Origin of the sequence: Bradyrhizobium sp. CCBAU 11361 (assembly GCF_028128935.1) — a bacterium.
In the GTDB taxonomy this organism is placed as follows: Bacteria; Pseudomonadota; Alphaproteobacteria; order Rhizobiales; family Xanthobacteraceae; genus Bradyrhizobium; species Bradyrhizobium niftali.
Genome location: NZ_LBJZ01000001.1, coordinates 343,361 through 364,642 on the forward strand (window position 1 = coordinate 343,361; position 21,282 = coordinate 364,642).

Annotated in this window: 22 protein-coding genes and 2 pseudogenes; 14 read left to right on the forward strand and 10 right to left on the reverse strand. The window is 64.4% G+C overall.

Translation table 11 applies throughout. The annotated features are described in order from the left end of the window. Nucleotides 1-8: 8 nt before the first annotated feature. A complete protein-coding gene (locus XI08_RS01470; RefSeq protein WP_271573047.1) occupies nt 9-755 on the reverse strand; it encodes a hypothetical protein in 747 nt (248 codons plus the stop codon). Nucleotides 756-1,049: 294 nt separating this feature from the next. On the opposite strand from XI08_RS01470, the gene XI08_RS01475 reads away from it, so the two are divergent. Together XI08_RS01475 and XI08_RS01480 are read left to right on the forward strand one after the other, a co-directional pair. Next, nucleotides 1,050-2,075, forward strand: a complete 1,026-nt coding sequence (locus XI08_RS01475) for an ABC transporter substrate-binding protein (RefSeq protein WP_271573048.1) — start codon at nt 1,050-1,052, stop codon at nt 2,073-2,075. Then, nucleotides 2,072-4,765, forward strand: a complete 2,694-nt coding sequence (locus XI08_RS01480; RefSeq protein WP_271573049.1) for a hybrid sensor histidine kinase/response regulator — start codon at nt 2,072-2,074, stop codon at nt 4,763-4,765. Before XI08_RS01475 ends, XI08_RS01480 begins: the two co-directional genes overlap by 4 nt. Nucleotides 4,766-4,876: 111 nt before the next feature. Here XI08_RS01480 and XI08_RS01485 read toward each other — a convergent pair whose 3' ends face one another. Beyond that, on the reverse strand, nt 4,877-5,353 hold the full coding sequence (locus tag XI08_RS01485; protein ID WP_271573050.1) for a hypothetical protein: 477 nt from the start codon (nt 5,351-5,353) through the stop codon (nt 4,877-4,879). Nucleotides 5,354-5,738: 385 nt separating this feature from the next. Then, nucleotides 5,739-6,668, reverse strand: coding sequence for a LysR family transcriptional regulator (locus tag XI08_RS01490; protein WP_271573051.1), 930 nt, complete (start codon nt 6,666-6,668; stop codon nt 5,739-5,741). A gap of 128 nt (nt 6,669-6,796) precedes the next feature. Between XI08_RS01490 and XI08_RS01495 the strand changes: the two genes are divergently transcribed. The 10 genes from XI08_RS01495 to XI08_RS01540 all read left to right on the forward strand — a co-directional run bounded on the left by XI08_RS01495 (nt 6,797) and on the right by XI08_RS01540 (nt 16,593). Next, on the forward strand, nt 6,797-7,735 hold the full coding sequence (locus XI08_RS01495) for a ring-cleaving dioxygenase (protein ID WP_271573052.1): 939 nt from the start codon (nt 6,797-6,799) through the stop codon (nt 7,733-7,735). Continuing rightward, nucleotides 7,732-8,358, forward strand: a complete 627-nt coding sequence (locus tag XI08_RS01500) for an alpha/beta hydrolase (RefSeq protein WP_271573053.1) — start codon at nt 7,732-7,734, stop codon at nt 8,356-8,358. The genes XI08_RS01495 and XI08_RS01500 overlap by 4 nt, the downstream gene beginning before the upstream one ends. A 177-nt stretch (nt 8,359-8,535) precedes the next feature. Next, a complete protein-coding gene (locus XI08_RS01505) occupies nt 8,536-9,318 on the forward strand; it encodes an IclR family transcriptional regulator (protein ID WP_271573054.1) in 783 nt (260 codons plus the stop codon). Beyond that, nucleotides 9,315-10,190 (forward strand): ABC transporter permease, encoded by an 876-nt coding sequence (locus XI08_RS01510; protein ID WP_271573055.1) that lies wholly within the window; start codon nt 9,315-9,317, stop codon nt 10,188-10,190. The genes XI08_RS01505 and XI08_RS01510 overlap by 4 nt, the downstream gene beginning before the upstream one ends. Nucleotides 10,191-10,198: 8 nt before the next feature. Next, a complete protein-coding gene (locus XI08_RS01515) occupies nt 10,199-11,065 on the forward strand; it encodes an ABC transporter permease (protein WP_271573056.1) in 867 nt (288 codons plus the stop codon). A gap of 29 nt (nt 11,066-11,094) precedes the next feature. After that, nucleotides 11,095-12,159: an extracellular solute-binding protein gene (locus tag XI08_RS01520; protein ID WP_271573057.1), complete on the forward strand. Its 1,065-nt coding sequence runs from the start codon at nt 11,095-11,097 to the stop codon at nt 12,157-12,159. After that, complete coding sequence (locus tag XI08_RS01525; RefSeq protein ID WP_271573058.1) at nt 12,156-13,241, forward strand: ABC transporter ATP-binding protein; 1,086 nt, start codon at nt 12,156-12,158, stop codon at nt 13,239-13,241. The genes XI08_RS01520 and XI08_RS01525 overlap by 4 nt, the downstream gene beginning before the upstream one ends. A 2-nt stretch (nt 13,242-13,243) precedes the next feature. Further along, nucleotides 13,244-13,930 (forward strand): AroM family protein, encoded by a 687-nt coding sequence (locus XI08_RS01530; RefSeq protein ID WP_271573059.1) that lies wholly within the window; start codon nt 13,244-13,246, stop codon nt 13,928-13,930. Continuing rightward, nucleotides 13,927-15,033 carry a DUF917 domain-containing protein gene (locus XI08_RS01535; RefSeq protein WP_271573060.1) on the forward strand — a complete coding sequence of 369 codons (1,107 nt, stop codon included), beginning with the start codon at nt 13,927-13,929 and terminating at the stop codon, nt 15,031-15,033. The genes XI08_RS01530 and XI08_RS01535 overlap by 4 nt, the downstream gene beginning before the upstream one ends. Before the next feature lie 6 nt (nt 15,034-15,039). Continuing rightward, the gene (locus tag XI08_RS01540) at nt 15,040-16,593 is read left to right on the forward strand and encodes a hydantoinase/oxoprolinase family protein (RefSeq protein WP_271573061.1); all 1,554 of its coding nucleotides are present in this window, start codon (nt 15,040-15,042) and stop codon (nt 16,591-16,593) included. Between the two features lie 586 nt (nt 16,594-17,179). On the opposite strand, the gene XI08_RS01545 is transcribed toward XI08_RS01540, so the two are convergent. From XI08_RS01545 to XI08_RS01555, 3 genes and pseudogenes are all read right to left on the reverse strand, one after another. After that, nucleotides 17,180-17,410 carry a hypothetical protein gene (locus XI08_RS01545; protein WP_271573062.1) on the reverse strand — a complete coding sequence of 77 codons (231 nt, stop codon included), beginning with the start codon at nt 17,408-17,410 and terminating at the stop codon, nt 17,180-17,182. Nucleotides 17,411-17,445: 35 nt separating this feature from the next. Continuing rightward, nucleotides 17,446-17,682, reverse strand: a complete 237-nt coding sequence (locus XI08_RS01550) for a hypothetical protein (protein WP_271571989.1) — start codon at nt 17,680-17,682, stop codon at nt 17,446-17,448. A 142-nt stretch (nt 17,683-17,824) separates the two neighbouring features. Next, nucleotides 17,825-18,016: pseudogene (locus tag XI08_RS01555) on the reverse strand (ABC transporter substrate-binding protein); the annotation flags it as partial. A gap of 175 nt (nt 18,017-18,191) precedes the next feature. Between XI08_RS01555 and XI08_RS01560 the strand changes: the two are divergent. Both XI08_RS01560 and XI08_RS01565 read left to right on the forward strand, forming a co-directional pair. Beyond that, nucleotides 18,192-18,365 (forward strand): hypothetical protein, encoded by a 174-nt coding sequence (locus XI08_RS01560; protein ID WP_271573063.1) that lies wholly within the window; start codon nt 18,192-18,194, stop codon nt 18,363-18,365. An 8-nt stretch (nt 18,366-18,373) separates the two neighbouring features. Then, nucleotides 18,374-18,757, forward strand: a complete 384-nt coding sequence (locus XI08_RS01565; protein ID WP_271573064.1) for a hypothetical protein — start codon at nt 18,374-18,376, stop codon at nt 18,755-18,757. An 89-nt stretch (nt 18,758-18,846) separates the two neighbouring features. Here XI08_RS01565 and XI08_RS01570 read toward each other — a convergent pair whose 3' ends face one another. From XI08_RS01570 to XI08_RS01585, 4 genes and pseudogenes are all read right to left on the reverse strand, one after another. Further along, complete coding sequence (locus tag XI08_RS01570; RefSeq protein ID WP_271573065.1) at nt 18,847-19,056, reverse strand: hypothetical protein; 210 nt, start codon at nt 19,054-19,056, stop codon at nt 18,847-18,849. Between the two features lie 32 nt (nt 19,057-19,088). Then, a complete protein-coding gene (locus XI08_RS01575) occupies nt 19,089-19,223 on the reverse strand; it encodes a hypothetical protein (protein ID WP_271573066.1) in 135 nt (44 codons plus the stop codon). A gap of 358 nt (nt 19,224-19,581) precedes the next feature. Beyond that, nucleotides 19,582-21,078, reverse strand: coding sequence for an ABC transporter substrate-binding protein (locus tag XI08_RS01580; RefSeq protein ID WP_271573067.1), 1,497 nt, complete (start codon nt 21,076-21,078; stop codon nt 19,582-19,584). A 54-nt stretch (nt 21,079-21,132) separates the two neighbouring features. Then, a pseudogene (locus tag XI08_RS01585) lies at nt 21,133-21,282 on the reverse strand (peptide ABC transporter ATP-binding protein); the annotation flags it as partial.

Below are 21,282 nucleotides of genomic sequence, written 5' to 3' on the forward strand. Positions count from 1 at the left end.
GTCCGGCATCAGAACTGGCCGGGCGGAAGCTTGAAGATGTCGGGGCTCTTGGCGTCGGCCACGTAGAACAGCAGGAGGCTGGTCGGTGTCAGCACACGCTGGTTGTTCTCCTTGTTCTCGAACGTGCCCTGGAGCAGCAGGATCACCGAGCGGTCCTTGGCGTCGCTGCCGCGGAACATCACGATGCCGCCGGCAACAGGCATGTTGACCGCGATGGAATCAGGCTTGAAGCCTTCGCCCATGAAATGGGCGCGCAGGATATTGGCGTTCGAGAACAGCTTCTCCGCCGTCATCGCCGCGTCGGTCCCCTTCGACCAGACGGCGCCAACCTGGATCAGCGACTTGGACTTGTAGCCGAACACGTAGGAGAGCTCGGCGGTCCCGCCGTTCGGCAGCAGTTCTGGAACCGACATGAGGATGCTATGCGTCAGCTCCGACGCGTTGTCCTGCGCCTTGATGGCGTCGGGCTTGGCGTTGAAGTCCTTGATCATCGCCGCGCGCACGTCGGCTTCGCTCATGCCGAACTTGGCGGAGCGGAAGCCGTCGATCGCCTTGACCTTGTCATCCGCGCCGGCGCTCGGCGCCTCGGTCGTGGCCGCCGCCGGAGCGCCGGCTGCCGGAGCAGCCCCAGCCGCGGCAGCCTTCGGAGCCTGCGCGGCCTTCTGCTTTGGAACGGCGCTCTGGGCCGCCAACGGACCCGCAGCAACGGAGGTGAGAAGACCGACGAGGGCCGGAACGAGATAGATTTTGCGCATCGAAAACCTTCGAAACAACTTGAAAGAACGCTTCAAAAATCGGCAGTCACGAAATCGGCTTCTCCGAACTACCGTCGTACCCGAGACGGAAAATGTTGCAATGCCACAAGGCGTTACAAAACATCACGGAGCAGACAAGGCTCGAAACAGCGACTCCTCAGCGGCGTAGGAATACGGTATCGGGTTGCCAAACGCTGCGAATGAACATTCACAAGCGCATTTTTTCATCAATTGTGGTTGCCGGCCGTTCGCGCTAAGCATCCGCCTCGGGGCAAGCATCATGCAAAGAATTTCATGAACGAACGGCCTTTCGCGGTCGATCGCCGCGGGTTCATTCGCCTTGCGAGCGCAACCGCTGCGGGATGGCTCGCGCTCGGCGCAACACCTGATCGCATGCGGGTCGTCGCATCGCTGACGGCATTGTCGCTCGACGACGAACTGACCAGAAGGAGCATGATCGACACCCCGACCTCGCGCCTGGGTGGTCTCATCGTCGGGCTCAGGCAGCGAGGCTGGGTCGAAGGCGTCAACTTCCGCCTCGAACTCCGTTCGACCTTCGGCCCACCGGACAAACTGAAGGCGGCGATTCAGGAGCTGCTGGAGCTCAAGCCGGATGTGATCCTGACGGGGTCGACGATCGAAACCGCAGCGGTCCTTGCAGCCACCAAGACCATTCCGATCGTCTTCGCGACCGCCAACGATCCTGTCGGCAACGGCTTCGTCGAAAGCCTTGCGCACCCCGGTGGCAACGTCACCGGCTTTACCAGCAGCACCGCCGAGATGGGCGGCAAATGGCTTCAGCTCGTCCGGGAGGCCGTGCCGGATGTTACCCGCGTCGGTGTCCTGTTCAACCCGGCGACCACACCTCGTGCGGGGCGCTTCTTTCTCGATTCGATCGAGCAAGAAGCTGCGACATCGGGAGTGTCCGTTGCCCCCACCCCCGTCGGCGCGCCAACCGAGATCGACGAAGCCGTCAGCCGCTTCTCCGAACCGCCCAAGGCGGCAATGATTGCCCTCGTCGACAGCTTTCTGGTGGTCAACCGGCAGGCGATCGTCGCGGCAGCCGCCAAGTATCGCGTACCGACGATCTATCCCTTCCACTATTTCATGGATGCAGGCGGGCTGATGAGCTACGGGCCGACGCTGGAAGTCCGTTCGGCCGACTATGTCGATCTCATCCTGCGCGGCACCAAGGCCGGCGATCTGCCGGTGCAATCGCCGCGAAAATACGAATTGCTGATCAACCGCACGGTTGCCCGCACGCTCGGCTTGACCATACCATTCACGCTGCTCGCACGCGCCGACGAGATCCGCGAGTGAACGAGACGATCGACCAGGGACATTTGCGGACGCCTCCCGGCCGGCTGTTCCGCAAATATCTCTACTCGATCGTCGCCCTCGCCTTTGCCGCGCTCGCCATCAACACCGGCTTCGACGTCTGGTTCTCCTATCGCGAGCAGAAGCAGCTCCTCGCGGCAACCCAGCGCGAGCAGGCAGCGTCCGCGGCCATTCAGATCGGCCAGTTCATCGGCCAGATCGAAAACCAGATCAGATGGCTCTCCCGCCTGCCCCCGGAGCTGTCGACGAACGAGGACGAGCGCCTGAACGCGATCCGCCTCCTGCGCCTCTCGCCCGCGATCGCGGAAATCGCCGAGCTCGACGCGCAAGGCCGCGAGCAGGTGCGCGTGTCGCGCCGCGTCGCGGACCGTATCGGCAGCAGGATCGACCTTTCCGCTTCGCCCGCCTTCCGTGGCGCCAACGAAAGCCGGACCTATTACGGGCCGGTGTACTTCTTCGGCGACACCGAGCCGTTCATGACGATCGCCGCGCGCGGCGTCGGCCGCGGTCCCAATGTGATCGTCGCCGAGGTCAATCTGCGCTTCATCTGGGACCTCGTCGCGGGGATCAGGGTCGGCAATACCGGCAAGGCCTATGTGGTCGACCGCATGGGGCTGTTGATCGCACATCCCGATCTGTGGCCGGCGCTACGCCGCAGCGATCTTTCGGGACATGCCGACGTTCGCGCCGCGCTCGATGGCGTCGGGCCACCGTCAGGCGGTCTGGTCAAGGAAGATCTGTCCGGTCAACGCGTGCTGTCGACCTATGCGACGGTGCCCTCGCTCGGCTGGGTGGTGTTCGTCGAGCTTCCGCTCACCGAAGCCTATGCGCCGATCTACGCGTCGATCGGCCGCTCGACGTTTCTCCTCGTCGTTCTGCTCGCCTGCGCGGTGCTGGTCTCGCTCTTTCTCAGCCGGCGCATGACCGTGCCGATCCAGATCCTGACGCAGGGCGCGCGCCGGATCGGCAGCGGCGATCTCGGCCTGCGGCTCGCGATCAAGACCGGCGACGAGCTGGAGGCGCTCGGTGACCAGTTCAACCGGATGGCCGCGCATTTGCGCGAATCCTACGCGACGCTCGAGCGCAAGGTCATCGAGCGAACCTCCGAGCTCGAGAAGGCGCGCGACCACGCCCTCGCCGAGCATGACGCGGCCGAGCGTGCGCGCAGCATTGCCGTCCAGGCCAACGAGACCAAGTCGCGCTTCCTCGCCGTCGTCAGCCACGAGCTGCGCACGCCGCTTAACGGCGTCATGGGCGTTCTGCAACTGCTGGACGACGGCAGCCTCGGCGAAGCGCAGCGCCGCCACCTCGCCACTGCCGCCGCATCGAGCGAAACGCTGATCGCGCTGGTCGATGCGATCCTGGAATATGCCCGCCTGGAAGCCAGCGCCGAAACGCTGGAGACACGCGACTTCCGTCTCGGCCAGCTCATCGAGGCCGCCGCCGATCTGATGCGCCCGCAGGCCTTCGACAAGGGACTGACGTTCGATCTAGCCAGCGATGCGACGGTCAACACCTCCGTGCACGGCGATCCTGTCAGGCTCAATCGCATCCTGCTCAATTTGATCGGCAATGCCATCAAGTTCACCCCGCGCGGCGGGATCGGCCTGAAGGCGGTCGCCGAGCAGAACGACGATCACGTCCTGCTGCGCATCACGATTCGCGATACCGGGATCGGCATCCCGCCCGACATGCATGAGCGGATCTTCGAGGATTTCGTCCAGGCGGACGACAGCATCGCGCGGCGGTTCGGCGGCACCGGCCTCGGCCTCGCGATCGCGCGACGACTGACGCGCCTGATGCGCGGCGAGCTGACGGTGGAGAGCACGCCGGGCGCGGGCAGCACGTTCACGCTACAGGTGCCGCTTGACCTTGCCGCGAGCGGTATCGCGCAAGGTACGGTCCTGCCGCCGTCGCGGCGGCTCAGCGTGCTGCTGGTCGACGACGATCCCGTCAATTGCGAGGTCGGCGAAGCGATCCTGAACCGGCTCGGCCATCGCCCCACGATCGCCAGGAACGGCGCGTCGGCCATAGAGCTCGCCCGCGATCAAGCGTTCGACGTCATCCTGATGGACCTGCACATGCCCGACATGGACGGCGTGGAGGCGGCATCGCAGATCGGCAAGCTGGGTCTGCCGAGGATGCCGCGCATCATCGCCGTGACGGCCGACGTGTCGGGCAGCGCCCGCGAGCGGCTCGCGGACGCCGGGATCGCCAAGGTCGTCAGCAAGCCGATCCTGATCAATGCGCTTCGCGAGGCGATCGAGGACGATCCCTGGGACGCGCCGGAAGCATCGCAACTTGCGGCAGACGGATTGATCGACCGGCACTTCCTCGACGATCAGCGGGAGCTGCTCGGGCCTGCGCAAATCGAAAAGCTCCGCCATCTGCTGGGCGAGACCAGCGCAAGATTGATCGACGACGTCGCCAAGGCTGCGGCGGCCAGCGATCACGCGCAGCTCGCACGATCTGCGCACCAGCTCGGCAGCGCGGCGAGCGCGCTCGGGCTCGTCCGCCTGTTCGATCGCTGCCGCGACGTCGAGCTGGCGGCGCCCGCGATGTCATCGCCTGAGCACCAAAATGCTGCGCGCGAACTCGCCGAGCTTCAGCAGGCGTCGATGCGCGCGCTGGACGATCTGCTTCAACCCGCCGAACAAGGCTCGGTCAGCTAGATTTGCCCAGATTGGAGTTCTTCGAACTTTGCCGGCCGGCGATGTGCTTCCGGCCGGGCCAACGCGCCACACAAGGGATCAACTCCTTTATGCGGGACCTGTGTACAGCTGTCACGAGCCCGGAGTTTTAACGACGAGCTTTATGTTTAGCAGGTTGACTCCTTTGAATGGGTTCGGAGCGCTTTCGATTGTTCCCGTACCCGTGGCGTTCGCATAGGCACCTGTGCCCGACAGGATTGTGTATTCGCCCGTCGATTTGCCGTCTTTGGCCGAACCCGTGTAGCGCGCCGTAATCGAGCCTTCCTCGAACGTGTAGGTGCTATAGCCGAAGAAGGGGCCCGACCCTTTGAGCAGGTCCGAAGTATTGACGAACTCTTTCACTCCGATACGGCCATCGTTGAATACGGCGACACCAAAGAATTTGCCAGACACAACCGTCTGTCCTTCGACGTTTGCGGCCTCTATGACCTTGAGGTCGATCGGCTTCGTGACCAGCTTGAACTCCAGCACCCGCTCACCGGCTACGGCTGTTGACGCCGCGACGGCCAATGCCACGCCAGAAAGGAAAAAGGTGAGAGACTTCCGCATAGCTTCCTCCTGCGCTTGTTGAAATCAAGTTGAGAAGTGCTGGCGAGCTGCTCGTCATGCCCCGGCTCTTCGCGGTGGCACGGAAGAGAGCCCTTGGCAACGCCCCGGCAGCGGCTGAAGCACTCTGTCCTAAGGCGCAAAGTCGGGACGCAAATATGAGTCCCAAGCGACGGGAAGAAAGTTCAGATTTCCGTTACGGTATAATCGTATCCAGCGACCGCGCGGGGACTCTCAGCAAAGGCACAATCCTCATGGTCTTTGCTGGTCGCCGGACTTCTTCCAATCGTTCGCGGAAGAGCTTTTTCGAAGGATTACTGTCACCAACGTTGACGAATGAATAGAACTCATGCCGCCCACCGCACCGTAGCCCGGCAGATTCATGCCTTCACGACCGAGCCTCCGCACGTCTGCGCCCGCCACCTGTCCCCTCCTCGCGGCCAAAATGCTCGACCAGGAAGTCGATGAACAGCCGCACCTTCACCGACAGATGCCGCGTCGGCGGATAGACCGCATAGAGCGCGAGCGGCGGCGCCGAATAATCATCCAGCACCGTGCCCAGCTCGCCCTTCCGCAAGGCATCAGCGGCGATGAACTCGGGCAGCAGCGCCAGCCCCCTGCCCTTGATTGCGACGTCGCGCAACACCTCAGCATTGTTGACGCAGAGCGACCAGGCCGGCTGGATCCAGTGATCGCCGTCGGCGCCGGTGAGCTTCCACTGATTGCCGGTGAGCAGGAAGCCGTAGGTCAGCGACGCGTGCTCGCGCAGGTCCTGCGGATGCTTCGGCGTGCCATGACGCGCCAGATAATCGGGCGAAGCGCAGATCATGCGCGCCACCGGCATGATCTTGCGCGCGATCAGGCTGGAAGATTCCAGCTCCGCGATCCGCAGCGTCACGTCAAAACCATCCTGTACGGGATCGAGCAGATCGTCGCTGAGCACGATCTGGAGCTGAAGCTCCGGATATCGCACCATGAAATCGGCCAGCACCGGCCCGAGCCGCATGGTGCCGAACGACATCGGCGCATTGACGCGCAACAGGCCGCGCGGTGCCGACTGGAGCTGCGCCACAGCCTGGTCGGCCGCCTCGATCTCCGAGAGGATGACGACCGCGCGTTCGAGATAGCGCTGGCCGTTCTCGGTCGGGCTCGCGTGGCGAGTGGTCCGGTTCAGGAGCTGGACGCCGAGGCTCTCCTCGAGATCGGCGATGTACTTGCTGATCGCCGAGCGCGACAGGCGCAACTGGCGGCCCGCTTCGGCAAAACTGCCGCTCTCGACCACCTTCACGAAGGCCCGGAGGCTGGCGACCTTATCCAAGCGCCCGCTCCAGCGATTGTTTCCAAATCGTAGACATAGACGTCATATATGCATGGATTGTCTCCAATCCAAAGCGGAACGATATTTCCTGCCAGAGCAAGACCGCTCCCCGAATTTGGAGGACGACAATGTCTGGACTGCACCACGTCACCGCGATCGCCGGCGACCCCATCAGGAACTTCGGCTTCTACACCAGGGATCTCGGCCTGCGCTTCGTCAAGAAGACGGTCAATTTCGACGATCCCGGCACCTATCACTTCTATTATGGCGACGAGACCGGCCGCCCCGGCACCATCCTGACCTTCTTCCCCTGGGCCGGCGTGCCGGCCGGGCGCCGCGGCGTCGGCGAGACCCATCAGACCGCCTTCCGCGTGCCGCAGCGCTCGCTCGGCTACTGGACGCAGCGCTTCACCGAGAAGGGCATTCCTTACGAGGCGCTGGAGAAGCGCTTCGGCGAGTCCGTGCTGCCGTTCACCGACCCCGATGGCATGGCGCTCGCGCTGGTCGGCATTCCCGGTGCCGAGAACGAGCCGGGCTGGAGCAATGGCGACGTGCCGGCCGAGCATGCGATCCGCGGCTTCCACGGCGTGACGTTGCTGCTCGACAGCGCGGCGAAGACGGCGGCCATCCTCACCGACGTGTTCGGCTTCAAGGAGACGGGACGCGAGGGCTCGGTGATCCGCTTCAAGGCGCCGGGCGATGCCGAGGGCAGCGTCGTCGACATCTATGAGGCCAAGGGCTTTCTGCGCGGCCATCAGGGCGGCGGCTCGGTGCACCACATCGCGTTCCGCGCGGCTGATGACGCTGAACAAGGCAAGATGGCGCAGCAGCTCGTGAGCAATCACGGCCTGCACCCGACCGAGCAGAGGGACCGCAACTACTTCCGCTCGATCTACTTCCGCGAGCCCGGCGGCGTGCTGTTCGAGATCGCGACCGACATCCCCGGCTTCGCCGTCGACGAACCCGTGGCGACGCTGGGACGCGACTTGAAGCTGCCGAGCTTCCTCGAACAACACCGCAAGCAGATCGAAGGCGTACTGCCGAGCCTGGAAGAAAGCGTGTCATGACCGAGAGTGCATTCATCCATCGTTTCGAGCCCGCGACCAGCGCGGGCTCGGCCCCGCTCCTGCTGCTGCACGGCACCGGCGGCGACGAGAACGACCTGCTTGGGCTCGGCAAGATGATCTCGCCCGGCTCGGCCCTGCTCTCGCCGCGCGGCCGCGTGCTCGAGCACGGCATGCCGCGCTTCTTCCGCCGCCTCGCTGAAGGGGTGTTCGACGAGGACGACGTGCGCCGGCGCGCGCGCGAGCTCGGCGACTTCGTCAGCGAGGCGCGGCAGCGCTACGGCATCGCCGCGCCGGTTGCGGTCGGCTTCTCCAACGGCGCCAACATCGCAGCCGCGCTGCTGCTGCTGAAACCGGACGTGCTGGCAGGCGCGATCCTGCTGCGCGCCATGGTGCCGCTGTCGGATCCGCCCAAGGCGGAGCTCGACCGCAAGCCGGTCCTGCTCCTGTCCGGGCAGGCCGATCCGATCGTGCCCGCGAGCAACTCGGCACGGCTCGCTGCGCTGCTGTCGCAGGCAGGTGCCGGCGTGACGCACAAGGTCCTGCCGGCGGGCCATCAATTGTCGCAAGCTGATGTTACGCTCGCCCGCGACTGGATCGGCAACGTCGCCGTGGAAGCGGCCTGATCCCAAAGCGGCGCACCGCTCATCCGCGGTGCGCCGCTTCGAAACGGCGAGCGACCTTCCGCCGCATCTGCGCAATCGGGCACCACCCTGCCGGAAATTTCCGCTTGCCCGTTTCCGCGCCAGGCTTAGAATTTGGGACAAGGTTCCGGAATTTGGAACTACCTTGGACCGACCTTCATGAGCGCCCTCACCAACGCGATCGAGATCCTGCGCTGCTTTTCCAGCGCGCGGCCGGATCTGTCGTTCGCGGATGTGATGGCACTGACGGGCAAGCCGAAGAGCTCGACCTCGCGGCTGCTGCGGTCCTTGCGCGACTGCGGCCTGCTCGAGCAGGACCCGCACACCCGCCGCTACCGGCCGGGTCTGCTCACCTTCGAGCTCGGCCGGCTGCACCGCGCCCATGACGATCTCATCAGCATGGCCGAGCGCGAGCTGCGCGAGGTCTGCGCCCGCACCGGCCACACCGGCTATATCGCCGTGCTCGACGGCTACGAGCAGGTCGTGCTCAGGATCGTGCCGGGCTCGAATCCCCTGCGTGTCGTCAATCCGCCCGGCCAGCGCACGCCGGCGCTCGCCACCTCCAACGGCCGCGCCATGCTCGCCCGCCTCACCGACGAGGACATTCGCGCGCGCGTGCCCGCGACCTATCCAAAGCTGCCGCGCAACTCGCCGCAGAACTTCAAGCAGCTGATGGCGCGCATGGACGAGATCCGCCGCACCGGCGTGTCCGAGGCCGCCGATGAATCGATCGAAGGCGTCGGTTCGCAAGGTTTTGCGCTGAAGAGCGGCGAGACCGGCGAGATGATCGGAATCGCGGTGTCCTATTCGGTGCAGGCGACCACCGCCGCCGAGCGCGCCGATGTCCGCCGCGAGCTGGCGGCGATGGCCGCAAAACTGCGGCGCATGACCGGCGATCCACTCGATCAGGATACAGCGCGCGTTCAGACGGGGACGCGATGAGCAGCGCCGCGACCACGCGTCCCAATGGCCTTGCGCTCTTCATTCTGCCGAGCGCGCTGCTGTTTGCCCTGTTCTTCTTCCTGCCGATCGGGCTGATGGCGCTGATGAGCGTGCTCACCGGCAATCCGGTGGTGGCGCCGAAGGTCGCCTTCACCACGCGTCACTACGCCCGCATGATCGACGATCCCTTTTATCTCGAGGTGATCTGGACCACGATCCGGATCGGACTCGTGACCACGCTGGTCGCGCTCGCCATCGGCTATCCGCTGGCGCACTGGATGGCGCGCATCAAGAGCCGCACCGGGCACGCCCTGCTGCTGATGGCGGTGCTGGCGCCGATGCTGACCGGCATCGTGGTGCGCACCTTCGCCTGGATGACGCTGCTGTCCGACAAAGGCGTCGTCAATCAGACGCTGATGTCGCTCGGCGTCGTCTCTCAGCCCCTGAAGCTGATGTACACCGAGACCGGCATCGTGGTCGGCCTCGTCCACATCTACGTGCCCTTCATGGTGCTGACGCTGACCGGCGTGATCGGCCGTATCGACGAGCGGCTGGAGCAGGCCGCGGAAAATCTCGGCGCAAGCCCCTTGCGCGCCTTCCTTGAGGTGACGCTACCCTTGAGTCTGCCCGGCATCCTCGCCGGCTCGCTGCTCGTCTTCGCGCTGGCGATCAGCGCCTATGTCACGCCGATCCTGCTCGGCGGCTTCCAGATCATGACGCTGCCGATCCTGATCTACCAGCAGATCTCCGCGAACTTCAACGTCGGCTTCGCCGCCGCGCTCGGCATCGTCCTGCTGATGCTCTCGCTCGGGCTCGTCGTCGCCTACAACCGCGCGCTCGGCCTCGTCTCCGGCCAGCGCGAATTGCAGTGAGGCCGACGATGCAAACCACCGCCTCGCACAGCCCATCGCTCGCGGCGGCCCGGCAGGCGGCTCCCGCGCGGACGGCAGGAAGCGTCAGGCATTACGGCCGCTATCTCTATCTCGCCGTCAACATCGCCATCCTGATCTTCCTGCTGGCACCGATCGCGATCGTCGTCGTGTTCGCCCTGAACCCAACACCCTTCATCCAGTTTCCGCCGGTCGGCGTGTCCTTGCGCTGGTTCGAGAAGTTCTTCGCATCGCGCGACTTCATGCATGCGCTCGGCTTCAGCCTCGAAGTCGCAGTCCTTACCACCATAGCGGCAACGATCCTCGGCGCCTCCGCGGCGCTCGCGCTGGCGCGCGGCAATCTGCCGGGCACGCGGCTGATCGTGGCGACGATGCTATCCCCCCTGATGCTGCCGGCGATCCTGACCGGACTTGCGCTGTTCCAGACCTATGTGCTGCTCGACGTGGGGCGTCCGACCTGGGGCCTCGTTGCCGGCCACACGCTGGTGACGCTGCCTTACGTGGTGCGCACCACGCTTGCTGTGCTGCATAATTTCGACACGCGCCTGGAGGAAGCGGCACAGAACCTCGGCGCAAGTCCCTTGCGCACCTTCTTCGAGGTGACGCTGCCGCTGATCAAGCCGGGCGTTCTGGCGGGCGCGATCTTCGCCTTCATCGTCTCCTTCGACCAGTTTCCGGTGTCGCTGTTCCTGGTCTCGCCGGGCAACGAGACGCTGCCGGTCACGCTGTTCAACTATCTCAAGTTCGATCTGGACGGCACGATTGGGGCTGCTTCCGTCGTCTCGATCGTCCTCGCCTTTGTCGTCGTCATCGGGCTCGACCGCACGGTCGGCCTGCGCTCCTACGTCAAATTGTAACCGCTCATTACACCCGAAGGAATCGAGACATGATGAAAGCTCTGGGATCCTCACGGCTCAGCCGCCGCCGCTTTCTGACGGCGAGCGCCTCGCTCGGCATCGGCACGATCGCCGCGCCCTATGTCGCGCGCGCCGACGATCCGACGCTGCGCATCACCGGCTGGGGCGGCAAGTGGGGCGAGATCATGAAGGCTGAGATCGGCCCCGCCTTCGAGAGCGAGTTCAAGTGCAAGCTCCAGACCGATTCCGCGTTCCCTTATCTGCCGAAGCTTCAGGCGAGCTCGCGCTCGGCGCCGATCTATGACGTGCTGCACACCAATTCCAACGAGCAATGGGCGGCGGCCGAGATGGGCCTCGTCGAGCCGAAGATCGATCCCAAGCTCGTGCCGAATCTCGCCGACGTCTACCCCTACGCGATCAGCGACAAGATCGTCGGCGTCTCGATCTTCACCAGCGCCATCGGGCTCGGCCTGCGCACCGACAAGGGCTATGGCAGCATCACCTCGTGGAAGGAGCTGTGGGACGCGAAATACAACGGCGTCCGCGGCGGCTACGTCATTCCCGTCAACAGCCTCGGCCAGGCCTTCCTGATGATGTGCGGCACGTTGTTCGGCAAGGGACAGACCGATCTCGATGCGGCCTACACCGCACTGGAGAAGCTCAAGCCGATCAAGATCGTCGATTTCACCGGCGCGATGGAGAAGATGCTGCTGTCGGGCGAAGTCGGCCTCTGCGTCATCCACGATTCCGGCATCTACCGCTATGACGGGCAGAACCAGCCGACCGACTTCGTCTCGCCGAGCGAAGGCGTGCTGTCGCTCGAGCAGGTCCTGACCATCACCCCCGGCAGCAAGATGAAGGAGCTCGCCAACGCCTATGTCAACTACATGCTCCGCCCCGAGGTGCAGAAGCGCCTTGCGGAAACCGTGTGGTACTCGCCGGCCAACAAGAAGGTGAAGCTCGATGCCAAGTACGACGCCAAGCTGCTGACCACGCCGGAAAAGGTCTCGAAGCTGATCCAGGTCGACTGGAAGTGGTACAACGAGCGCAAGGACGAGATCGACCAGCGCGTCAACCGGATCTTCCGCGCATGAGCGCGTCGATCGAGATCGCCGGCGTCAGCAAGGTCTATGACGGCGGCGTCCGCGCGGTGGACGCGGTCGCCATGGACATCAGGCAGGGCGAGTTCTTCTCCCTGCTCGGCCCGTCCGGCTGCGGCAAGACCACGACGCTGCGCATGATCGCGGGTTTCGAGACGCCGAGCGCGGGCGCTATCCGCGTCGACGGCGCCGACATCACCCATGTGCCCGCGCACAAGCGCGACATGGGCATGGTGTTCCAGAACTACGCGCTGTTTCCCCATCGCACCGTCGCCGAGAACGTCGCCTTCGGCCTGCGCATGCGCGGGCTCGACAAGGCGACCATCGCGGCCAAGGTGAAGGCGGCGCTGGCCATGGTCGAGCTGTCCGGCCTCGAGGACCGCCGCCCCGCCCAGCTCTCGGGCGGCCAGCAGCAGCGCGTCGCGCTCGCCCGCGCCATCGTGATCGCGCCGCGCGTCCTGCTCTGCGACGAGCCGCTCGGCGCGCTCGACAAGAAGCTGCGCCAGCAGATGCAGTTCGAGCTCAAGCAGCTCCAGAAGAAGCTCGGCCTGACCCTCGTCTTCGTCACCCACGACCAGGAAGAGGCGCTGGCGATGTCCGACCGTATCGCCGTGATGAACGGCGGCCGCGTCGAGCAGGTCGGCACGCCGACGGAGATCTACAACCAGCCCACGACGCGCTTCGTCGCCGACTTCATCGGCGACACCAACATCTTTCGTGGCGAACGCACGACGACGAGCACGGTCGCCTCGGCGCTCGACGTCGGCAAGGGGCTGATCCTGGCGCTGCCGCCCACCGAGGCGCAAGGCTCCGGCGTTCTCTCGGTGGCGCTGCGTCCCGAAAAGATTCGTCTCATCCCGCGCGCTGACGCCGCCACCGCAGCCGGCAGCTCCGCGCACGGCATCGTCGAGAACACCAACTTCCTCGGCGGCGCCGTGCTCTACCGCATCACGCTCGAGAGCGGCCATCGCGTCCTCGTGCAACAGCCCAATGCAGGCACGAGCCGCCTGTTTGTTCCCGGCAACGGTGTCACGCTCGACTGGACGCCGGCCGATCTCGTCGTCTTGAAGGACTAGACATGAACATGCCATTGAAGCACCAGCGCATCGGGGTGGTCGTGATCGGCCAGAGTCCGCGCCCGACCGTCGCATCGGAAATCGCCGCCGTGCTGTCGCCGGGCATCGAGATCGAGCTGCGCGGCGCGCTCGACGGCATGAGCCGCGCCGAGATCGACGCCATTCCGCCGATGGACGGCTACGACACGCTGTTCACGCTGCTGCCGAACGGCGACGGCGTCACCATCAGCAAGAAGGAAGTCGAGCGCCGCGCGAGCCAGCAGATCACCCGCTTCAAGCACGAGGGCGTCGGCGTGACGCTGATGGCGTGCACCGGCAAATTCCCCAATCTCGCGGCCGACGGCCTCGTCATCCTGCCCTCGGGCATCCTGCACAATCTCGTCGAGGCCGTGCTGCCGAAGGGCCGGCTCGGCGTGTTCTCGCCCCTGCCTGAGCAGACCATGCTGATCGACAAGAAATGGCAGCGCGAAGGCGTCGAAGTCGTCGGCATCACGCTGCGTCCCGGCTCGAGCGACGCCGTCGTCGACGAAGCCGCACGCACGATGGCGGACCTCGAGCCGGATCTCGTGGTGATGGATTGCATCAGCTACACCAGCGCCAACAAGGCGCGCGTGCGCACGGCCTATCCCGGCCCCGTGATCCTCGGCATTGCCGCCGCGGCCCGTATCGTCGAGGAGCTGGTGTCGTGAGCAAGGTGGAATTGAAGACGATCAGCCTCGAGGAGATCGAGGCGCTTGCGGTCGGCGCCTGGATCCTCGGAACCGGCGGCGGTGGCAGCCCCTATCTCGGCCTGCTCAATCTGCGCCGGCTCTATGCCGAAGGCCATCGCGTGCAGTTGATGTCGCCGCTCGACCTCGACGACGAGGACTGGGTCGCCGTGGTCTCCAACATGGGGGCGCCGCTGGTCGGACAGGAGCGCCTCGCCGACAGCCGCAACATCGCGCGCGCCGTGCGCATGCAGGAGGAGATCAACGGCATCAAGTTCCGCGCCGTGATGTCGGTCGAGATCGGCGGCGGCAACGGCGTGCAGGCGCTGATGGCGGCCGCCCATCTCGGCATCCCCGTGGTCGACGCCGATTGCATGGGCCGCGCCTTCCCCGAAGCGCAGATGACCTCGGTCGCGATCGGCGACCTGCGTCCCTATCCCTGCACCCTCTACGATCCGCGCGGCATCGAGGCCGTCGTCACCAAGGTGCCGAGTTGGAAGTGGATGGAGCGGGCCAGCCGCAAGATCTGCGTCGAGATGGGCTCGATCGCCTCCACCAGCAAGGCGCCGCGCACGGGGCGCGAGGTGAAGGACTGGGGCATCCACTTCACCACCACCAAGGCGATCGGCATCGGCCGCGCCGTGCAGGAGGCAAATCGTCGTCACGAGGATCCGATCGCCGCACTGCTGGCCACCGAAGGCGGCAAGAAGCTGTTCACCGGCAAGATCATGGACGTGGCCCGGCGCACGACGGAAGGATTCTTGCGCGGTTCGGCCATGATCGAGGGCAGCGACGCCGACCGCGGCAACAAGCTGGTGCTCTCGTTCCAGAACGAATGGATCGTGGCCTGGCGTGGCGAGAAGGCTATCGCGACATCGCCCGACCTGATCTGCGTGCTCGACAGCGTCAACGGCCACGGCGTTGGCACCGAGACCGTGCGCTACGGCCAGCGTGTCACCGTCGTGGCCCTGCCGGCGCCGGCCGTGCTGACGAGTCCCCGAGGCCTCGAATTCGTCGGCCCCCGCGCCTTCGGTTACGACCTCGACTACCGTTCTCTCTTCGCGCCCGCAGAGGCTGGAGCTTAAGATCCCATGAAGCGTATTGGCATCGATGTCGGCGGCACCAACACGGATGCCGTGCTGATCGTCGACGAGAAGGTCGTCCATTCCGTCAAGCGCCCGACCACCGCCGACGTGACTTCCGGCATCCTCGACGCGCTCAAGGCGCTCCGCGCCGAGCCGGCCGCCGCGATCAAGGTCGATGCGGTCGTGATCGGCACCACGCATTTCATCAACGCGGTGGTGCAGCGCCGTCACGTGCAGAAGATCGGCGCGATCCGCATCGGCATGCCCGCGAGCGCCTCGCTGCCGCCGTTCTGCGACTGGCCGGCGGATCTCGCATCCCTTGTTAATGGCGAGATCTTCATGCTGGAGGGCGGCCACGATTACGACGGCCGCCCGTTCATGCCGCTCGACACCGCCGGGCTGAAGGAGGCCGCGCGAAAAATCAGGGACAAGGGTCTGCGCTCGGTCGCGGTGTGCTCGAGCTTCTCCCCGCTCGATCCCTCCTGCGAGACCACCGCGCGGGAGATCCTCGCCGAGATCTGTCCTGACGTCGCGGTGACGCTGTCGCACGATCTCGGCCGCATCGGTCTTCTGGAGCGCGAGAATGCCGCGCTGCTCAATGCCTCCCTGCACGATCTCGCGGTCACCACGGTTGCGGCCTTCCGCAAGGCGATCGCCGACAGCGGCATCGATGCGCCGCTGTTCCTGACCCAGAACGACGGCACCGTGATGCAGGCCGAGATCGCCACCGCGTTCCCGGTGATGAGCTTTGCCTCCGGCGCCACCAATTCGATGCGCGGCGCCGCGCATCTGTCCGGCCTCGACGATGCCATGGTCGTCGACGTCGGCGGCACCACGAGCGACATCGGCCAGCTGCGTCACGGCTTCCCGCGCGAGGCCAATGCCGTGGTCGAGGTCGGCGGCGTGCGCACGCTGTTCCGGATGCCCGATCTGCTCTCGATCGGGCTCGGCGGCGGCAGCCATGTCGACGAGGATCCGGTTCGCGTCGGTCCGCTCAGCGTCGGCTACCGCCTGACGTCGGATGCGCTGGTGTTCGGCGGATCGCGCCTCACCGCCACCGACGTTGCGGTTGCGGCCGGCCTGATCGACATCGGCGACCGTTCGCGCGTCGCCAAGCTGCCGAAGCGCCTGATCGATGCCGCACTGCGCGATGCCTGGCGCAAGCTCGAGGAGGACATCGACCGCATGAAGACCGAAGCCGGCGACGTGCCGCTGCTCGCGGTCGGTGGCGGCGCCTTCCTGGTGCCGGATCGCCTGCCCGGCATCTCCGAGATCGTGCGCGTGCCGCATGGCGACTGCGCCAATGCGGTCGGCGCTGCGATCGCGCAGGTCTCTGGCGAAGCCGACCAGGTGTTCCGCGACCTCAGCCGCGAGGATGCCATCGCCGCCGCGCGCGATATCGCAGCCGACCGTGCCGTCCAGGCGGGTGCTGCGCGCGACAGCCTCAAGACCGTCGACGTCGAGGACATGCCGATCGCGTATCTGCCCGGCAACGCGCTGCGTGTGCGCGTGCGTGTTGCGGGAGCGATCGCCGATCCGGATCTGCCTGCGGCGGCGTAATGGAGGCAGTCAAACAAAAACTGCGCAAACAACCCCATGCACAGTAGCCGGGGATAGTGGAATCAACGGCTTACGCGGGCAGGCCACGAGGCGGAGACAGACCCCTCACCCAAGTGAGTCCGTGTCTACCGGCGTCGCTGCCCTCTCCCGCAAGGGGAGAGGGCACGGCAACGGTCATCGCCGCCGTTTGACCCGTCGGGCAAAACAGGGGCAGTCTGCCATTATTCCGAAATCGTCAAAATCTTCCTTCTCCCCTTGTGGAGAAGGTGGCGCGAAGCGCCGGATGAGGGGTTCTCTTCGCGACTTCATCTCGCGAGATTCGTCTGCGGAGACAGACCCCTCACCCAAGCGAGTGCGCATCTACGAGCGGAGCCGCCCTCTCCCGCAGGGGGAGAGGGCACAGCAATGGGCCGCCGCGCGCCTCGAACGACGAGGGTGCTCTCGCTCCCCTACTCCCAATACCAGGTCGAGAAATCGTTCTCGAACTGCGGGACTTCCTTGGAGATCGGCGCCCCTTCGACGTTCGCTCGCATCGGCCGCTGCGAAGTCTCAATGCACTGAGGAATTCGCGCACTGCCAGGCGGCTTCATTTTTCCCTGGGGCGCTGCGGCTTTTCCCTTTTCGCCGCCTGCGAGGTTCGGCTTGCGGGGGCCTCAAAGACCGCAATACGCCGATCGAGTTGCCATAGCTCGATGTCGTTGGCATCAACTAGCTGCGCAGCACGTTCCCGTGCTTCCTGCTCGTCGGCGCACTGCAAATTGGCTACGCTTATAACGTGGTGGTGCTGATCCAAAAGGTAAGCCCTGTAGTGAGCCATCCCCACGCCTCCCAACGCCTGCGTTTATCGGATCATCACCTCAATCCTTCAATCAGCGTTCTCCAGCCGAACGCATCGTTCGCCGTCAGCAGCAAAGCGCCAAGCGTTGCCAAGTAGGACGGCAGTTCGCAATCGGGACGCGCGTTCATATTGCCGACAAACGAGGCGACCGCGTTCTTGAGATCGCCTCGATCCAGATGATCGAAGGCCCGTTGCTTGCAACGCTCGACATATTTATCTCGCGCTAGCTCAATTAACAGGGAACGTTCCATTTCGTCTCCCCCAAGCGATGACTGTCTTCAATCGTTGGGGAATTGGAACGGACCGGGCTTTTTCCGTCTGTTCGAAAAGCGACAAACGGATCTCTTTTGCTCGCAAGTGTGGGAATTGAGATACAGGCCGCTTCGTTGATCGCAACGCAGCGCTGCGGCCTGGGGCTGGATCGGAGATGAAGCGAATCGTCACCTTCGACAGCTTGATCGCCGAGGCGTTGCGGTAGTCGGCCCATTTGTTGAGCGTGATCGAGGAGCCCTTGGCCCAGGCGCCGAGCTGGTACGGCCCTGTCCCGACCGGCTGCGTGACGTTGGTCGCCGCGCCCCCTCGCTCGCGACACGCCCTCGCGACTATTTGCGCAACATTGACCCCAACGACACCGAGACACAGTGGGAAGCCGACAACTTGAAATAAAAAGTGAAAAGAAGAGCGGGGATATTCCTCAAAGCTGACTTGATTTCTCTCTCCGCTCGCTCTCCTGGCGCAACTAATTGATGAGTAAGCAGTGATGACTGATCAGCAATTAGCCCTGGAAGCGATTAGCAACGCGCAACTCATACTGGAAGAATACCTTCAGCCCTACCCCAAGGATAATGCGCTTATCCTTGAAAAGCTGGTGGAAGTCCTCGAACGGCCTGCCTTGATCGTTGCCGTAAGTCGATTGCAGCAACAGGGCAATTGAGCGCGCCCATGAGCAAACCGCTTCAATCGCTGGCTTTAACCGTTTGCATTGCTGCGCTCTCATTGCTCGAAATGACCAGCGTGCATGCCAAGCAACAATGCAGCACCGCCATTCCGCCAAATCCGCAAGGGCAATACTGGTCCTATCGTCTCATCGACGGACGAAAATGCTGGTACGCGGGTAAGCCCATGCTGTCGAAAGCATTGCTGGAATGGCCTATGGAGCGGTCTCCCAAACTCGCTGCTGGCGGAGAAGCGACAGGCATTGTCATAGCCGGCAAGCCCGGCAATCCCCTGGATGCACGAGCGTTGGCACTGAAAGAGGGCCCTGACACTTTTGAAGAGCGATGGCGTGCCAGGATCATCTCGAGCTCAAACACAGGGCATGACTGACCGATACTAACGACCTGAGCGATCCTGCATCCCGCTTATCGTTGGCGAGGACTTTCGACCGCCTGTTCGCGGCCGTGCGCTTGGTTACATCATGCAATCACGCGCCTGAGTTCGTCCAGAACAACGCCCCTGCGCAACTCGTGCGCAGCAGCCGTCAAATGAGAGCCTACGATCAGGCCGAGCCGCCTTAACGTCAGGAGAGCAACGGGGTCACACAGCTCGATAGAAAGCCCGGCTCCCAATATCGCAAGGGCGCGTTGCTCATCCGCGTCGAGATCAGTCCACAAGATGCCTTCCATCGACGCGCCTAAAAATTGTTCCCAAGGGTATCTCAGAACCCAAACGCGTGCCTGATCTGCCGCAGCATGATGATGGCCGCGTCGGTGTACCGACCGTTGGTTAGGAATTGATCCAGTTGCGCTGTGCTCATCAGCGCCACAACTGCCGTCGTAAAGCCCTTAAACATTGGGCCTCTCCTGAAAGAGACCGCCAACCGGGCGTGTTGAAATATCCAACCGTTCTAGAATGCGCTGCCGCTTATGGCGACGAGCTATATGCAAATGGTGACACTGACGGGTAACCAGTTCCTTAACGAGCGCGATGTCTGGATGGGCCCGCCGTGGGCTGCGGCGAGGGCTCTAGAGACCGCCACTGGATGGCCGGCTTAGAATCGCGCTCTCCGCGAATTCATCTCGCGAGATGCGTGTGCGGAGACAGACCCCTCACCCAAGCGAGTCCGCATCTACGAGCGGAGCCGCCCTCTCCCTCAAGGGGGAGAGGGCACAGCAACGGGCCGCCGCGCGCCCAAACGATGAGTGCGCCCCCTACTCCCAATACCAGGTCGAGAAATCGTTCTCGAACTGCGGGACTTCCTTCCAGACGCCCTTCAGCTTCTTGTTGGTGATGGTGATGAGCTGCGGCTGGAACAGGTAGGCGGAGACGGCGTCGGTCGCCAGCATGCGCTGAGCGTCGCCGAGCAGCTTGGCGCGGGCGGCTTCATCCGGCGTGGAGACGATCTGCTTGTAGAGAGTGTTGAACGCCTCGTTGTTGTAGCCGAGGTAATAGTCCTGTTCGGTGATCTTGACGAGATCGAACGGCTCGACATGGCTGACGATGGTGAGGTCGAAATTGTGCGGACCATTGCCGGCGAACACCTGCGAGAGCCACTGCGCCCATTCGACGTTCTCGATCTTGGCGACGATGCCGACCTTGGCGAGCTGGGCCGCGAGGATCTCGCCGCCCTGCCGCGCATAGGATGGCGGCGGCAGCTTGAGGGAGAGTTCGAGCGGCGTGGTGACGCCGGCTTCTGCCAGAAGCTTCTTGGCCTTCTCGGGGTCGTAGGGATTGATGCCGGTGGTGTCGACATAGCCGAGCGATCCCGGCACGTAGAAACTGCCGATCGGCGTACCGAAACCATCGACGGCACCGTCGATCATGGCCTTGCGGTCGATCGCGGCGAGGATGGCACGGCGGACGCGGACGTCGTCGAGCGGCTTCTTGCGCTCGTTGATCGCGACAATGGTCTTGGCGCGGGAGCCGCCGACCTGAACGTTGAAGCGCGGATCGGCCTTGAACTGGCCGATGGTACGCTGCGCTGCGACACGCGGGAACGCGTCGACGTCGCCTGAAAGCAGCGCCGCGGTTTGCGCCGCCGGATCGGAGATGAAGCGGATCGTCACCTTCGACAGCTTGATCGCCGGGGCGTTGCGGTAGTCGGCCCATTTGGTCAGGGTCATCGAGGAACCCTTGGCCCAGGCGCCGAGCTGATACGGCCCGGTGCCGACCGGCTGCGTGACGTTGGTCGGCGCGCTCTTCGGCTCGACGATCGAGCCGCTTGCCTGTCCCAGCAGGAACGGCAGGTTCGGCTCGGAATTCTTCAGCGTGATCACGACCGTGTCGGCGTCGGGCGCGGCAACGGACTCGAAGCTCTGGAACAGGCTCTTGTCCTTGTTGGTGCTGGTGGGCACCGCGTTGCGCTCGAACGAGAACTTCACCGCGGCGGAGTCGAACGGCTCGCCATTGTGGAATTTGACGCCCTTGCGCAGCTTGAAGGTGTAGGTCTTCAGGTCAGGCGATGCGGTCCAGCTCTCCGCCAGCAGCGGCGAGGTGGTGCCGTCCTCGTTGATCTTGGTCAGCGTCTCGTAGATGTTGTAGAGCGTGACCTCGGCGATCGCAGCCGCAGCGGCGTTGGTCGGATCGAGCCCCGGCGGCTCCAGCGACATCGCCATGACGACGCTGTCCTTCTTGCTCTGCGCCAGCACCGGCAGCGGCGCCGCTACGAACGCGGCAGTGAGTGCGACGATGGATAGTTTCCTGAACATGCGTAACTCCCCTGCCTTCTCAATTCCCAGTCTACGCCAATCCTGCGCCCGAGACTAACCCTCCGCGGCCGCTTGCGGCAACGCCATCACGGCCTCCGCCTTGTGACAGGCGGCGAGATGCGCCCCGCCCACCTTGCGTAGCTCAGGCAGGGCCTCGCGGCAATGCTGGTCGGCGAGCGCACATCGCGCGACATAGGGACACCC

What these genes read in the sequence shown, in the direction of transcription:
- XI08_RS01470 (WP_271573047.1), bottom strand. Translation starts at nt 755, where the DNA reads ATGCGCAAAATCTATCTCGTTCCGGCCCTCGTCGGTCTTCTCACCTCC.
- XI08_RS01475 (WP_271573048.1), top strand. Translation starts at nt 1,050, where the DNA reads ATGAACGAACGGCCTTTCGCGGTCGATCGCCGCGGGTTCATTCGCCTT.
- XI08_RS01485 (WP_271573050.1), bottom strand. Translation starts at nt 5,353, where the DNA reads ATGCGGAAGTCTCTCACCTTTTTCCTTTCTGGCGTGGCATTGGCCGTC.
- XI08_RS01495 (WP_271573052.1), top strand. Translation starts at nt 6,797, where the DNA reads ATGTCTGGACTGCACCACGTCACCGCGATCGCCGGCGACCCCATCAGG.
- XI08_RS01500 (WP_271573053.1), top strand. Translation starts at nt 7,732, where the DNA reads ATGACCGAGAGTGCATTCATCCATCGTTTCGAGCCCGCGACCAGCGCG.
- XI08_RS01505 (WP_271573054.1), top strand. Translation starts at nt 8,536, where the DNA reads ATGAGCGCCCTCACCAACGCGATCGAGATCCTGCGCTGCTTTTCCAGC.
- XI08_RS01510 (WP_271573055.1), top strand. Translation starts at nt 9,315, where the DNA reads ATGAGCAGCGCCGCGACCACGCGTCCCAATGGCCTTGCGCTCTTCATT.
- XI08_RS01515 (WP_271573056.1), top strand. Translation starts at nt 10,199, where the DNA reads ATGCAAACCACCGCCTCGCACAGCCCATCGCTCGCGGCGGCCCGGCAG.
- XI08_RS01520 (WP_271573057.1), top strand. Translation starts at nt 11,095, where the DNA reads ATGATGAAAGCTCTGGGATCCTCACGGCTCAGCCGCCGCCGCTTTCTG.
- XI08_RS01525 (WP_271573058.1), top strand. Translation starts at nt 12,156, where the DNA reads ATGAGCGCGTCGATCGAGATCGCCGGCGTCAGCAAGGTCTATGACGGC.
- XI08_RS01530 (WP_271573059.1), top strand. Translation starts at nt 13,244, where the DNA reads ATGAACATGCCATTGAAGCACCAGCGCATCGGGGTGGTCGTGATCGGC.
- XI08_RS01540 (WP_271573061.1), top strand. Translation starts at nt 15,040, where the DNA reads ATGAAGCGTATTGGCATCGATGTCGGCGGCACCAACACGGATGCCGTG.
- XI08_RS01545 (WP_271573062.1), bottom strand. Translation starts at nt 17,410, where the DNA reads ATGGCTCACTACAGGGCTTACCTTTTGGATCAGCACCACCACGTTATA.
- XI08_RS01550 (WP_271571989.1), bottom strand. Translation starts at nt 17,682, where the DNA reads ATGGAACGTTCCCTGTTAATTGAGCTAGCGCGAGATAAATATGTCGAG.
- XI08_RS01560 (WP_271573063.1), top strand. Translation starts at nt 18,192, where the DNA reads ATGACTGATCAGCAATTAGCCCTGGAAGCGATTAGCAACGCGCAACTC.
- XI08_RS01565 (WP_271573064.1), top strand. Translation starts at nt 18,374, where the DNA reads ATGAGCAAACCGCTTCAATCGCTGGCTTTAACCGTTTGCATTGCTGCG.
- XI08_RS01570 (WP_271573065.1), bottom strand. Translation starts at nt 19,056, where the DNA reads ATGGAAGGCATCTTGTGGACTGATCTCGACGCGGATGAGCAACGCGCC.
- XI08_RS01575 (WP_271573066.1), bottom strand. Translation starts at nt 19,223, where the DNA reads ATGTTTAAGGGCTTTACGACGGCAGTTGTGGCGCTGATGAGCACAGCG.
- XI08_RS01580 (WP_271573067.1), bottom strand. Translation starts at nt 21,078, where the DNA reads ATGTTCAGGAAACTATCCATCGTCGCACTCACTGCCGCGTTCGTAGCG.